The following is a 13,471-nucleotide window of genomic DNA, read 5'->3' on the forward strand; positions in this document are numbered from 1 at the left end:
GTGGATCCGCCGCGGTGTTCGCGCTCATCGATGGAACCCGCCTCCGGCGCCTCGATCGTCCCGGAACGGCCGGGGCCGCGCTCGGCCGGGTGCGGAGCCGGGCGGCCCCGCACCACGACGGCCGAGCCTCACTCGGCCGGGACGGGTTCGACCGTCTTGTCCGCCTCCGCCTTGGTCGCGCGCTTCGCCGCCTCGTAGGCATCCCGGTAGCCGCGGGCCACGGCCCGCACGCCCCGCCCGATATCGGCGTAGACCTCGTCGGGGAGATTGGCGAGGGAGACCCGCAGCGACCAGTCCGGCGCGTCGAAGCCCCCGCCGTTGAGCAGCACGATCCCGTGCACCTCGGCCAGCCGGAACGCGAGGTCGAGCGGGTGGACGTTGCGCTTCAGATACTCGACCGCCTCCTCGCCGAGGTTCTTGCGCGCCCAGAACTCGAAGTCGATCAGCCCATAATAGGCGTCGAAGTTCGGATTGGGCGTGAGGTGGAGGCCGAGGCCCTCGATCATCGACCAGGCGCGCCTGTTGACGATCTCCATGCAGGCATCCTGGTAGGCCTTCTTCTCGTCCATCAGCTCGGCGAGCGAGAACAGGCTCATCATCACCTGCTGCGGCAGGGAGAGACCGGCGGTGTGGTTGAGCGCGACGTCGCGGCTATCCGCCACGATGCGGTCGATGAACTTGAGCTTGCGCGGCTCCAGCGTCAGGGGGCCGTACCGCTTGTCGAGATCCGCGGTCACCTCGGCCGGGAGCTTCGCGATCATCGCGTCGAAGATGTTGTCCTCGTGGATCGCGATCGCGCCGAGCCGCCAGCCGGTGCAGCCGAAATACTTCGAGAAGGAGTAGACGCCGATGGTGTTGCGCGGCAGCTCGGCCATCAGCGAGCGGAAATCGTGCACGAACGTACCATAGACGTCGTCGGTCAGGATCATCAGGTCCGGGCGCTTGCTCTTGATCAGATCGGTGATCTTGGCGACCGTCTCCGGGCTCATGGCCATCCCGGTCGGGTTCCCGGGATTGACGACGAAGAACGCCTTGACCTTCGGGTCGAGAAGCTTGTTGATTTCCTCATCCGTGTATTGGAATTTGTTCTCCTGCGGGGCTTTGATGTGCACGACGTTGAGAGCGTAATCCTCGAGATGGGTCATCTCGAGATAGGGCGTGAAGATCGGCGTGCCGAGGGCGATCGTGTCGCCCGGCATCAGGAGCCGGTTGGCTTTGAGAGACTTGAACAGGTAGCACATCGCCGCCGTCCCGCCCTCGACGGCGTAGAGATCGAACCGGCCGGCCGGCTTGCGCTGACCGCACATCGCCCACATCAGGTATTCGTGCACGATGCGCTCGTTGTGGACGAGCATGCGGTCGGGCACCGGGTAATTGTCCCCGACGATCGAGTCGACGAGTTCATGCACGAAGGCATCCGGCTCGAAGGCGAACGTCTTCACGGCGTAGGGGACCATGGCGGTCAGGAAGGCGGCGCCGGGCTGACCGGAATGCTGCTCCAGCCACGCTCCGAGCCGGCCGGCGATCCCCGCGGCCTGCGGCATCCCGCCGAGCCCCGCGGGATGGTTCATCACGCGCCGGCTCTCGCTCATCGCGAACTGGCCGAGCAGGAAGAAGGCCTCGCGCGGCGTCGTCGCGACCCAGTTCGGATTGCCGCGTCCCGCATTGAGGAACGCCGACTGCGTCCGTCGGGACGTCGCCTTGGCGAGCTTGATCAACTCGTCCTTGATCTCGAACGGGCTGAGCGACTCGAAATTCTTCAGGTTCAAGACCTCGGTCATGATCGTCCTCCCAGATTTTCGAGTTGTTCACGAGAAGAGCAGCACGATCACCATGCCGTAGATGGTGAGAACGGTGTTGCCGATGGCGTAGGGCATGCCGTAGCCGAGAGCCGGGATCTTGCTCTTGGCCGCCTCCTGGATCATGCCGAGAGCCGCGGTGGTGGTCCGCACGCCCGCGCAGGCGCCGAACAGGATCGCGGGGTGAAACTTGAACACGTACCAGCCGATATAGACCGACAGCACCATCGGGATCGCCGTCGCCAGGGCACCCCAGAGGAAGAGGCTTAAGCCCACCGCCTTCACGCCCGCCACGAAGCCCGGCCCGGCGCTGATGCCGACGACGGCGATGAAGACGTTGAGGCCCAGCGTGTTCAGCAGCCACAGGGCAGGGCCCGGAATGCGTCCGAAGACCGGCCGGACCGTCCGCAGCCAGCCGAGGACCAGCCCGGCGAGGAGGGCGCCCCCGGTCGTCGACAGGCTGAGGGGGATGCCACCGACCTTGTAGCTCACCGCACCGACGAGGCCGCCGAGCACGATGCCCATGGCCAGGAAGGCGATGTCGGTGGTCTCCACCGTCCGGTCCGGGTAGCCGAGCTGCTTGATCGCCTGCTCGACGTGCCGCTGGCCGCCGGCGAGCGTCAGGATGTCGCCGCGCAGAATCTCCGTCCGGGGAAGCACCGGAATCTCGATCATGTGGCGCGTGATCTTGCGAAGGTACACGCCGCGCGCCCATTCGTTCGTCGCGATCTCCTCCAGCGTCTTTCCGGCGACGGCCCGGCTCGTGACGAAGACGTCGACCACCTCGGCCGGCACGTCGAGGAGTTCGCGGTCCTGCACCTCCTCCAGCATCGGGCTCAGGGCATCGACGAGGCGCTCGCGGCGGCCGGAGATCGCCGCGACGTCTCCCGGCTGCAAGACGGTCGTGCCGTCGGCCTCGAGAATCCGGTCGCCGCGCCGCACGCGCTCCACGAAGACCCGCAATCCCGGCCAGATCTCGCGAACCGGACGGCCGACGACGCCGGGATCGTCGGGGATCCGGTAGGCCCGCATTTCGATGGTCCGGTAGGCGGAGATCAGCCCGGCCTCGCTCGTCTGGCCGGCGCCCATCTTCTGCTCGTAGTCCTTGCAGGCCTTGACCAGATCGATGCCGATCAACTTCGGACCGATCTGCGCCAGGATGATCGCCGACCCGATCGTCCCGAAGATGTAGGTGACGGCGTAGCCGATCGGGATCTGATCGAGATAGGTCTTGGCCTGCTCGGCCGGCAGCCCGAGCCGCGCGATCTGATCGGAGGCGACGCCGATCGAGGCCGAGATCGTCTGTGAGCCGGCGTACAGCCCGGCCGCATAGCCGAGATCGAGGCCGGCGAGCTTGGCGCAGAGGAGGGGCGAGACCAGGCAGAGGATGAGGACGACGAGCGAGAAGCCGATCTGCCGCGGGCCCTCGGCCGTCAGGCCGGCGACGAATTGAGGACCGACACCGTAGCCGACCGCGAAGATGAACAGGATGAAGAAGGTCGATTTGACATTGGGCGAGATGGCGATCCCGAGCTGTCCGATCAAAACGGCTGCCAGCAGCGTTGCCGTCACGTTCCCGAGACTGAATCCTGCAACTTTACGTGGCCCGACCGCGAAGCCGATGGCCAACGACAAGAAGATTGCGAGCTCGGGATAGGCGCGAAGCGTGCTGACGATCCAGTCGGCCATGGGCGTCCTCCCTGAGTGGCTGCCGGACCGGAGCTCCGGTTCCCGAGGGCGCGCGGCTGAGCGCTGCGAGCCGCATGCCGGCTTTCAGCCGACTGCATTGCGGCCGGATGGCCCAGATGAGGCAGCGTTAACACAGGTGTTTAAGGTGCGCGGGCCGATGCGCTTGATCAAACGGGACATTCACCGACGCAGATGGGGTAAGATTCCCACCTGTTCTCCGGCTTAAAATCTTGTGCAGCGCGAGGATCGGCGGGGCGGCGGCGGGAAGGGCGATGCATCGCCACGTTGTCTTGGCCAGATATCTTTGATGTTGCGCTCACGCCGGGGCGGCGTGCGGGTCGGTCGTTCGCGGGAGAGGACGGCACCGCAGTCTCTGTCCGGTCCCGGCTTGCCCGGCCGTTTCCCGAAGCCTTATCATTCGCTCGTCGCTCGACCGGTCGGACAAGGCTCCCGGTGCCGATCCCGCGTCTCCCCCAGCGCGATGGGACGCGCCGCGTCGGGGATCGGGCGTGGCGGAGGTGGTGGCGACGAGGTCGGGCTCGCACGGGCCGGCTCACGAGCAGGAGCGCGGGCATGGCGTTGCGCATCCATAGCCGGACCATCCCTGCCGTCGTGCTGATGGTGATGGCTCTGGTGCCGGGCGCTCCCGTCCATGCGCGGTCCGATCCGCGGGACCGGGCGCGCGTCGCCGTGGTCTATGTGCCGCCGAGCGATCCCGCACATGGCGAGATCTACCGGGCCATGCGGCGTCAACGCGTGCTGGAGCGATTGGGCGACGTGGTCCGCCTCGTTCGGCTTCCGCGCCGCCTCACGTTCCGGCTGAAGGGATGCGGCGGCGAACCGAACGCGTGGTACGACCCGGCCAGCCGCTCCGTCACGATGTGTTACGAGATGGCCGCGGCCGTCGTGCGCCTCGCCCCGCGCACCACGTCTCCGGCCGGCGTCACGCGGGAGCAGGCGATCCGCGGGCCCATCGCGCAGATCCTCGTGCATGAGACCAGCCACGCCCTGTTCCATCTCCTGCGCGTCCCGATCTTCGGGCGCGAGGAGGACGCGGCCGACCAGCTGGCCTCCCTCCTCCTGCTGCACCTCGCGCCCCTCCACGCGCGGGACGTCGTGAGCGGGAGCGGGTACTTCTTCGCGACGCTCGGCCGCCAGGAGCCGGTCGACAAGGGCAGCTTTGCGGATGTGCACGGCCTGTCGTGGCAACGGTTCTACAACCTCGTCTGTCTGGCCTACGGCTCGAACCCGGCCCGCTACGCCCACATCGTCGCCAAGGGTTATCTGCCGAAGGAGCGGGCCGATACCTGCGTCGAGGAGTACGGGCAGGTCTCCTATGCCTTCGAAAGGCTCATCGTTCCGCACCTGTCCGCCCGTCCGCGGCGCGGCCAGCGCCTTCAGCGTGCATGGCGGGTGTATCGGCCTTGAGCAGGGATGGCGCGGAGAGTTGCGCGCCTGATCTTGAAAGAAGCCGAGTGTCCGGAGCCTGCTTGGCCGGGTTTACACGCGATCCCATCCGAGCCTCACGACGAGGTCGGGGTGGGATGAACGATGCAACCACCCGACCATACCGTGGCCCGGCGGGCCAGAGCAGCGCCCGATCGCGCGGCAACCGGGTGCTGCTCTCGGTGTTTGATCCTACTTCATCGTCTGCGACGAACCGGGATCCACTTCGCCGGAAACCGCTCTAATACGCGTATCCGGCGCGCACGCGCCGAGAGGCGTCGGGATCCGGCCACACCGGAACACCGACATACACGGCCGGAGGCGCGGGATTGTACGGCAGCACCGAGGCGCCGAAGGCGATGAAGCCGGCTGCGGTCCTGACGTCGTCGGGTTGGAACGGATCGCGGGAGATCCGATCCGCCTCCCGGACGAGGCGGACATTGCACCCGCGGGACGGGAGGCCGCCCACGGGGGTGCAGGCGTCGTGGCGTGCGCAGGCCGCATCAAGCGCGTCGACGGGTGGAAGCGGTGCCCGGCTTCCCAGGCCGCAATAGTTCCCGTGCACGAGCAGCTGCGGCGCCCGCGCATATCCGTCCGACTGCGCCTGCGCCGGCGAGATCAGCCACGCGGTGAGCAGGAGGGCAGTCGTTCTGGCGGACATGACGATTCCTCCACGGAGCCTTTGCACGGAGCCTTCGGCGTCGCGCCCGATCACGCCGGCATCGGGTCGTGTCTCTCCGGTTTCGACGGCGCGCACTCAGTACGGGCGGCACAGGCCCGCATAGGAGTCCCAGTAGCGATAGGGACCGCATCCGCCGGACGTGGCCCCGTAGTAGCCCGCTGCCGCCGCCGCCCCGACTGCGCCGGCCGCCAGCCCGTACCCGTAGGGACGATAGCGATAGCCGTAAGCACCGTAGCCGCGTCCGTACCGGCCATAGCCGTAGCGGCCGACCGCCCCGCCCCGGTAGGCGTAGCCGCCGCGATACCCGCCCCGCACGCCCGCCACCTGTCGCCCGTGGAACCCGCCACCGCGGACACCTGCGGCGCGGAAGCCGCCCCCATGAAAGCCGCCGCCCCGGAACCCTCCACCGCCGCGGAAGCCGCGTGCCTCGGCGGCGACGCTGGTCAGCATCAGGGCGGCCATGGCGGAGGCTGCGATGATGAAGCGCTTCATGATCATCTCCATCGCCCACGAACCGGCCAGTCCTGGCCATCCGCAAGCGAGTGCGGATGACATGGCCGTCGTCGCATCCACTCTTCAGGCCAGAACGATAATGTTCGGCTTCCCGGATGCTTGATTGAACAGGACAGATGGGATCGGGGCGCCGGCGCCGCCGTGCCGGGCCGTGCTGCACGCGTCGTCGACGGCCCTCAGCGCCTGTTTGCCTACCCGTGGATGGTCGAATGTTCTGCCCGGAACACGTTGGCCTGGAGGCCGGCGATCCATTGCCGTCCGCTCACGGTCACCTCCAGGTACTTGAGCGCGCCCTTCAGATGCGAGGACACGCTCTGCCAGAAGAATTCCGGGTAGCGCTCCACCAGATCGGCGGGCGACGTGTAGCCCAGGGCGGCGTTGGTGCCGGCCTCCTCGAATTCGTGGAAGAGCGCATTCGCCTTGCGGAGATACAGAGGGTCACCCATCTGCCCGATCAGATCCGCGGCCCGGACCAGGCAGACCTCATCCTCCGGATGGCTGCCGGGATTGCCGGGCTTGGCCGGGAAGCGGGTTTGCTCGATGGCGCGGATGATGCGGTCCGCGTCCAGCTGATCCGATTGGCCAATCCGGGCCGATACGAACAGCTTGGATCGGTCGACGTGATAGGCCGTCAATGCCGCGTCGGACGCGCCGCGTGGCAGCACGACACGATGGCCGGCGTCGTCGACGATGTATCCCTCCGCGGCGCTGTCGCCGCTCAGAATGCCCCGCACGTAGCCGATGTCGTGCATGAGGCAGGCAACCAGCAGGTGGGCCCAGTCCGCGGGGGTGACGGGTTCGAGCAAGGTCTTGCCACGCAGGATGTCGAGGCCGACCTGCGTGACGAGGAGCGTGTGCTCCATGTCGTGGTAGAGCGCGTCGGAATTCGCCAAGCATTCGAGAGCGAGCCGCGCCGCTGCGCCGACCTTCTCGGCGAGCGGCGCCTGACTGGAGCCGAACGTGCTCTGGAGTTCGGCGGTGAGATGATCGCCGAGCGCCCGCGAGGTGAGATGAGCGATCGTGATCATGCGGGGCACTCTCGCTCTCGGACGAGCCTCTCCGCGCTGCCGCCAGCTCGCCTCGTCCGGCTCATTCGAACGCCGGCGGCCGGCGCAAGCGCCCTTGCTCCCGGCGATGTCGGAGCGAGCCGGACCGATCCGCGAGCAGGGCGCCCCATCACCGTGCCGGATGTCGGCAGGCGTCCAAACCGGGCCGGCGCGCCGCGCCTCACGGCGCGATCGCGTCCGGGGCAGCATTCAGTAGGGCGTGCAGCCCCCCGCATACGCATCGTAATAGGCGTAAGGCCCGCAATCACCGTAAGGCGCCGCGTTGGTCAGGGCATATCCGGCAGCGGCGCCGACCCCGGCCGCGGCCAGCCCGTAGCCATAGGGGCGATAGCCGTATCCGTACCGGCCGTAGCCGCCATAGCCCCAGCCGGGCCGCCCCGCGATCGGCCGCCCCGCCCCCCAACCGGGCCGTCCCGCGATCGGTCCGGCGGCTCCCCAGCCCGGGCGTCCGATGCCACCCCGGACCCCGCCGAGGGAGCCGCCGCCGCGGAAGCCCGCCCCCTGGAATCCACCCCCGCGGAACCCGCCGCCACCGCCACGGAAGCCCCGGGCCTCCGCCACGACGCTGGTTGAGATCAGAGCGGCGATCGCTGCCGCCGACAAGATTAGCCGCTTCATGGATCGGCCTCCCAAACGGTCAATTGCAGTCGAAGTGAACGACCCTCTCTCGATGCAATGAAGGCAACTGCTCTCAAAACGAGAGAGACGGCCGTCCCGCCATCGCCATGCTAGTCCGTATCATCGATGCGGCTTGATCCGACGGGACAGCATGGCGGATGCAAGCTTGTCCGGCAGGCAGCGACAGGGCGTAGTCCGTTGGACGGAACGACAAGGGCGAAGCCGATCATGTATCGTAGCCGGCACGGAATGCCACCCTCGGGCGAGTGTCCGCCCCCGATGTGGAGGCGCCCCAGATGGAAGACCATGACTTGACGAAGCGAGGTTCACGGCCTCGTGTGCCGCCGGGGTTTCGCTTCGACCTCGTCGCAGGGCTCACCGCCGCCGCCATCGTCCTGCCCAAGGCAATGGCCTATGCGACCGTGGCCGGATTGCCGGTGGTGGTCGGCCTTTACACGGCCTTCGTCCCCGTCATCGTCTACGGCCTGCTGGGTTCGTCCCGCGTGCTGAGCGTGAGCTCGACGACCACGCTCGCGATCCTGACGGGCGCCGAACTCGGGATCGCCGCGCCGGGCGCCGATCCTGCGAAGCTTCCCGTCGTGGTGGCGACGCTGACGGCTCTCGTCGGTGCGCTGCTCCTCGCAGCACGGCTGATCAAGCTCGGCTTCGTCGCCAACTTCATCTCGGTGCCGGTTCTGACCGGTTTCAAGGCCGGGATCGGTCTCGTGATCCTGCTGGACCAGGTTCCCAAACTTCTCGGCCTTCACATCGTCAAGGAATCGTTCTTCGCCGACGCGGCGAGTATCGCCCGGCATCTCTCCGACACATCGCTGCCGACCTTGGCCGTCGGCGGGTGTACGCTGGCCGCGCTCGTCGGCATGGAGCGCCTCAGGCCCCACTCGCCAGCCCCGCTCATCACGGTCGCGGCCGCGATCGCCGCCTCGTGGCTCATCGGCCTGAATGCCCGGGGCGTCGCGATCGTGGGGAGCATTCCCTCCGGTCTTCCTGCCCTGACCGTGCCCGATCCCGCGCTCATCCAGGGACTCCTGCCCGGCGCCGTGGGCATCGCGCTCATGAGCTTCGCGGAGAGCATCGCCGCGGCGCGGGCCTTCGTGACGCCGGGTGATCCGCCCATCAATGCCAATCGCGAACTCGTCGCCACGGGAGCGGCCAACCTGGGGGGTGCCTTCCTGGGAGCCATGCCGGCCGGCGGCGGGACCTCCCAGACCGGCGTCGTCCGGGCCGCCGGAGGCCGCACCCAGATGGCTTCGCTCGTCACGGCGGCGGCAGCCCTCGCCACGATGATGGTTCTGGCGCCGGTCCTGGGCCTGCTGCCGCACGCGACCCTGGCGGCGGTGGTCATCGCGTATTCCGTCGGCCTGATCCAGCCGGCGGAGTTCCGGGCCATCCTGAAAGTCCGGCGGATGGAGTTCTGGTGGGCGATCATCGCGGCCGTCGGGGTGCTCGTCTTCGGCACGCTCCAGGGGATCGTCGTCGCGATCGCGCTCTCGCTGGCCGGACTCGCCCTCCAGACGGCGCAGCCCAGGGTCTCGGCGATCGGCCGCAAGCGCGGAGCGGACTTCCTGCGTCCGCTCTCGCCGGAGCACCCGGATGACGAGACGTTCGAGGGTCTTCTGATCATACGCCCCGAGGGGCGCCTCTATTTTGCCAACGCACAGAATGTCGGCGATCAAATCAGGATGCTCATCGCCAAGCACAAGCCGCGCGTGGTCGCCCTCGATCTCAGCCGTGTTCCGGATATCGAGTACTCGGCTCTGCACATGCTCCAGGAGGGCTCACGGCGCTCCAGCGTGACCTTTTGGCTGGTGGGCTTGAATCCGAGCGTGCTCGCCATGGTGAGGCGCTCGGGGTTCGATCAAGAACTCGGACCGGACCGGTTGCTGTTCAATGCTCGAGCGGCAATCGATCGTTTCAATAAACTTGAAGGGAAGCACAAGACCGATGCGGGCGGAGAGACTGTTTGATTGAGGATCGTTCGACGCCTCAGGACGAGGTCGGGAATGGGGCGTTTGATGGAAACAAGCGCCGGGATCAGTCAAACACGTTCTGAGATGATTGCAATATGGGGCTACTCGAATCGTCTCTGATCTGCCCTTCCCGAGATCGTCGGCGCGGCAGCGCCGCGTGACGGGCCGCTCGATGCCACCCTGACGCCATCCGGCGGGTGTGATAGGGGCCGCCATGGCCCACGTGAAGTCCACCTCGACCGTATCCGGTCCGCTTGGCTCGGGATCCGTCGCAACCGCCTACGCGCTCCTGACGGTCACGGCCATGATCTGGGCCGGCAATGCCGTCGCCAGCAAATGGGCGGTCGGCCAAGTATCTCCGTTCGCGCTGACGAGCCTGCGCTGGCTGGTGGCCTGCATCGTGCTCGTGCCGCTCGCCGCGCGACAGGTCACGCGCGAATGGCGCCTCATCCTGCCGAGCTGGCGCCTCATCCTGCTCATGGGCGGCTGCGGCTACACCGTGTTCAACGCCCTGTTCTACGTCGCGGGACGCTACACCAGCGCAACCAACCTCACGCTGATCCAGGGTGCGATCCCGGTCATCGTTCTGCTCGGCAGCTTCCTCGTGTACCGCATCCCCGTCGGGTGGATGCAAGGGGCCGGCGTGCTGGTCACGCTCCTCGGTGTGGCCGTGGCCGCCACCCACGGCGACCTGGCGGTGCTGTCCACGCTGGCCTTCAACCAGGGCGACCTTTTCATGCTCGTCGCGTGCCTGCTCTATGCGGGCTACACCGTGGCTCTGCGGGCGCGGCCCGCCGTGTCGGGGCTCACCTTCTTCGCCGCGATGGCCATCGCGGCGTTTCTGACCTCCCTGCCGCTCCTGGTGGTCGAGTGGCGGAGCGGTGGGTTAATCTGGCCCACCCCGGCGGGCTGGATGATCGTTGCGTATGTGGGGCTGGGTCCGTCGCTGGTCTCCCAGCTCTGCTTCCTGCGCGGCGTGGAACTGATCGGCCCCAACCGGGCGGGTCTGTTCGTGAATCTGCTTCCGGTCTTCGGCGCGTTTCTGGCTGTGGCCCTGGTCGGTGAGCCTTTCCGCCCGGACAATGCCGCCGCGCTCGCGCTCGTCCTGAGCGGGATCTTCATCGCCGAACGGCTGGGAAGGCCCAGGCCAGCGCTCTGAACATGCCCGCGGCGATGCGCGCTCGTGGTCGGGGATCAGGGTTGGCCGCCGATCCGTCGATCGCGATCTGCGGGATCAGGCGGTCCGCCAGAATCGTCGGCAGGCGTCCGCCGAGCACGATGGCCTGCGGGTCGAGGATCGCGGGGGCGGCCGAGGCGACGCGGGACAAGGGGGTCTGATACGGTTTCCGGAAGATCACTTTCGGAAACCGTATCACGAGCCCGCGCGGCGCCTGAGCGAGGCCGGTTTCCGCATCGCGAAGCGATCATTCGGAAACCGTATGACGCGCGTGATCCACTCGTCGACGGCCGGCCATTCCGATCGAGCTGGCTCAGGAGTTCGGAGACGTTGCCCGCGTCGATGCCCCGCGCGACGGCGAGCGTGCGGAGCAGTTCCAGCGTCGGCCGCTCGTCGCCCGGCGGCAGCGGGCCGGCGAACGCGCCGGCCTTGCCGCAGGTTCCGCTCCTCGCCCGCCTGGATGATGCCGCCGAAACCCGCCGCGATGTCGAGATGGGCGAAGTTCTGCGCCCAGCGCCCGACGCCGAACAGGCTCTCGCCCACCGCGGCCGCGTTGCCGTCGTTCTCCAGCCACGCCGGCAGCGGCGGGATGCGGATCACCCCCGCTCGTCGACTTGGTCGAGATAGGCGCCGTAACCCTCAGCTTCCATGTCGTCGCGGTGAATGAACCTCAACGAGGCCGAGTTGATGCAATAACGCAGGCCGCCGCGATCGATCGGCCCATCGGGAAAGACGTGCCCGAGATGGCTGTCGCCGTGCTTGGAGCGGACCTCGGTCCGAACCATTCCGTGGGTGGTGTCGCGCAGCTCCGCAATGTGTGCGGGCTCGATCGGCTTCGTGAAGCTCGGCCAGCCACATCCCGATTCGTATTTGTCGGACGATGCAAAGAGAGGCTCGCCCGATACGACATCGACATAAATCCCCGGCTCCTTGTTGCCTAAATACTCTCCGGTTCCGGGCCGCTCCGTGCCATTCTGCTGTGTGACGCGATACTGTTCCGGGGATAGCCTGGCGATGGCTGCGGCATTCCTCTCATAGGTCGGCATGTCTGGACCTTCGCGCTGTCGTTCGGGATGCGAATATAAGGTCTCCCCTCCGCGCCGGCGAGCGGGCCCGGTGAGGCCGAACCGCTCACGACGCACCGACTTGCCGTCCCCGATCCGGTGCGCCGGCATCCCTCCTGCGCGATCGCGTCCCCGCAAGCACCTCAACCGCAGCGCACCCATCTGTTGCCGCTGCGAGGTCAGGATAGCTCGCGCTCCTGGGCGGCCGGGTCCCGCGGCGGGAACCTCGCCAGCAGACGATCCCGCTCCCACAGCTCCAGCCCGTGCGGATTGCTCAGACGGGCCGCCATCGCCCTGGCCGTCTCGTCATCCTCCGCCTCCAAGATCAGGGCTGGCTGGACGCCGCCGCCCGGGGTGAGCCGATACGCCCGATAGACGGGCATCTCGAACGGCGGGGCGGCCCGCTGGATCATCCAGACCTCATCGCTGATGGTTGCGCCGGCTGCTGCGCCACCGTGGCCCCGCCGGTCAGAGCCTGCGTCGGCATGCAGGCCGGTCCTCCGCCCCCGAGGGGGCCGTGCGCCACCTGCGGAATTCCTGGGACCGCAGGGCGGATCGCGTCCCGGCTCACGGACGCGCCAACAACCGCAGGAGGACCGGCCGTCGGGCCGACGACATCGTCGTCCCCGGTCATCGGATCCTCCTGCTCGGGCTCGGAGGACGCATCAGGGCGCCGATGAGCGGATTGGCCAGGAGGCCGTGGTTCCGAGCGCCTGAACCAGGGTGGCGCGGGCACGGCTGACCCGGCTCTTCACGGTGCCGGGCTGGCAGCCCAGCAGGGCGGCCGCGGCGTCGTAGGTCAGGCCGTGGGTGGCGATCAGCAGCAGCGCCTCACGTTGCGCAGCCGGCAGCTTGCCCAGCTGTGCCCATACTTCGCGCAGCTCGACGCCGTGCTCCTGACTGGCCGGCGCGCTCAGCTGGGCGGCAGCGCTGCCGTCGACGTCCTCGACTTCACGGCGTCGGCGGCGGCTATGCGTGTAGAATTGATTGCGCAAGATCGTGAACAACCACGCCTTGAGATTGGTGCCGGCCGCGAACTGATGCTGGTTCTGCCAAGCGCGCAGCATGGTCTCCTGCACGAGATCGTCGGCCTGCGGGAGGTTCGTCGTGAGGGACACGGCAAAGCCGCGCAGGGCAGGCAGGGCGGCCAGCAGATCGTCACGGAAGCGCGACGATGCCTCGGTTTGCCCCGCCAACGCCGCCTCCAGGCGAGCCGTGAGGTCGAGCAGGGTCTGCGGCTGGGTGTCGGCAATGACCGCCGCGTAGGCCGCTTGCAGATGGCGGCCGAGATGGTCATGCACGAAGCGGGGTAGACGAGGGCGCGGATCACGGAGTGGCCCGGCGGCGGGTTCCGGGCCCGATGATGCCAGCAACTCGTTCTCAAGTGCCATGATGCCTCTTGCGCGCGTTCGCAGGCGATCGGATGCC

Annotated in this window: 14 protein-coding genes; 3 read left to right on the forward strand and 11 right to left on the reverse strand. The window is 67.9% G+C overall.

The features are described from left to right. Positions 1-128: 128 nt before the first annotated feature. Positions 129-1,781: a bifunctional aspartate transaminase/aspartate 4-decarboxylase gene (locus ACE101_RS13120; protein WP_379129985.1), complete on the reverse strand. Its 1,653-nt coding sequence runs from the start codon at positions 1,779-1,781 to the stop codon at positions 129-131. 27 nt (positions 1,782-1,808) lie between these two features. Beyond that, complete coding sequence (gene aspT, locus ACE101_RS13125) at positions 1,809-3,488, reverse strand: aspartate-alanine antiporter (RefSeq protein ID WP_379129987.1); 1,680 nt, start codon at positions 3,486-3,488, stop codon at positions 1,809-1,811. Positions 3,489-4,061: 573 nt separating this feature from the next. Between aspT and ACE101_RS13130 the strand changes: the two genes are divergently transcribed. Beyond that, positions 4,062-4,916, forward strand: a complete 855-nt coding sequence (locus ACE101_RS13130; protein ID WP_379129989.1) for a DUF4344 domain-containing metallopeptidase — start codon at positions 4,062-4,064, stop codon at positions 4,914-4,916. Between the two features lie 259 nt (positions 4,917-5,175). Here ACE101_RS13130 and ACE101_RS13135 read toward each other — a convergent pair whose 3' ends face one another. The 4 genes from ACE101_RS13135 to ACE101_RS13150 all read right to left on the reverse strand — a co-directional run bounded on the left by ACE101_RS13135 (position 5,176) and on the right by ACE101_RS13150 (position 7,814). Beyond that, on the reverse strand, positions 5,176-5,595 hold the full coding sequence (locus ACE101_RS13135; protein WP_379138642.1) for a phospholipase A2 family protein: 420 nt from the start codon (positions 5,593-5,595) through the stop codon (positions 5,176-5,178). 96 nt (positions 5,596-5,691) lie between these two features. Continuing rightward, positions 5,692-6,108, reverse strand: a complete 417-nt coding sequence (locus ACE101_RS13140; protein WP_379138645.1) for a hypothetical protein — start codon at positions 6,106-6,108, stop codon at positions 5,692-5,694. A 212-nt stretch (positions 6,109-6,320) separates the two neighbouring features. Next, positions 6,321-7,157 carry a metal-dependent phosphohydrolase gene (locus ACE101_RS13145; RefSeq protein WP_379138648.1) on the reverse strand — a complete coding sequence of 279 codons (837 nt, stop codon included), beginning with the start codon at positions 7,155-7,157 and terminating at the stop codon, positions 6,321-6,323. Between the two features lie 228 nt (positions 7,158-7,385). Further along, positions 7,386-7,814, reverse strand: coding sequence for a hypothetical protein (locus ACE101_RS13150; RefSeq protein WP_379129991.1), 429 nt, complete (start codon positions 7,812-7,814; stop codon positions 7,386-7,388). A 296-nt stretch (positions 7,815-8,110) separates the two neighbouring features. Here ACE101_RS13150 and ACE101_RS13155 point away from each other — a divergent pair, with 296 nt between their 5' ends. Next, complete coding sequence (locus ACE101_RS13155) at positions 8,111-9,799, forward strand: SulP family inorganic anion transporter (protein ID WP_379129993.1); 1,689 nt, start codon at positions 8,111-8,113, stop codon at positions 9,797-9,799. A 217-nt stretch (positions 9,800-10,016) separates the two neighbouring features. Beyond that, entirely contained in the window at positions 10,017-10,961 is a 945-nt protein-coding gene (locus ACE101_RS13160) for a DMT family transporter (RefSeq protein WP_379129996.1), read from the forward strand. Here the strand turns inward: ACE101_RS13160 and ACE101_RS13165 are convergent. The 5 genes from ACE101_RS13165 to ACE101_RS13185 form a co-directional block, all read right to left on the reverse strand. Then, positions 10,921-11,130, reverse strand: coding sequence for a hypothetical protein (locus ACE101_RS13165; RefSeq protein WP_379129998.1), 210 nt, complete (start codon positions 11,128-11,130; stop codon positions 10,921-10,923). The two genes, ACE101_RS13160 and ACE101_RS13165, sit on opposite strands and share 41 nt — an antisense overlap. A gap of 44 nt (positions 11,131-11,174) precedes the next feature. Continuing rightward, positions 11,175-11,579, reverse strand: coding sequence for a hypothetical protein (locus tag ACE101_RS13170; protein WP_379130000.1), 405 nt, complete (start codon positions 11,577-11,579; stop codon positions 11,175-11,177). Continuing rightward, on the reverse strand, positions 11,576-12,025 hold the full coding sequence (msrB, locus tag ACE101_RS13175) for a peptide-methionine (R)-S-oxide reductase MsrB (RefSeq protein WP_379130003.1): 450 nt from the start codon (positions 12,023-12,025) through the stop codon (positions 11,576-11,578). Before msrB ends, ACE101_RS13170 begins: the two co-directional genes overlap by 4 nt. A gap of 197 nt (positions 12,026-12,222) precedes the next feature. Beyond that, complete coding sequence (locus tag ACE101_RS13180; RefSeq protein ID WP_379130006.1) at positions 12,223-12,456, reverse strand: hypothetical protein; 234 nt, start codon at positions 12,454-12,456, stop codon at positions 12,223-12,225. Between the two features lie 252 nt (positions 12,457-12,708). Further along, positions 12,709-13,434, reverse strand: a complete 726-nt coding sequence (locus ACE101_RS13185) for a sigma-70 family RNA polymerase sigma factor (protein WP_379130008.1) — start codon at positions 13,432-13,434, stop codon at positions 12,709-12,711. Between the last annotated feature and the right edge of the window lie 37 nt (positions 13,435-13,471).

The organism is Methylobacterium carpenticola, assembly GCF_042748905.1.
Taxonomy (GTDB): domain Bacteria; phylum Pseudomonadota; class Alphaproteobacteria; order Rhizobiales; family Beijerinckiaceae; genus Methylobacterium; species Methylobacterium carpenticola.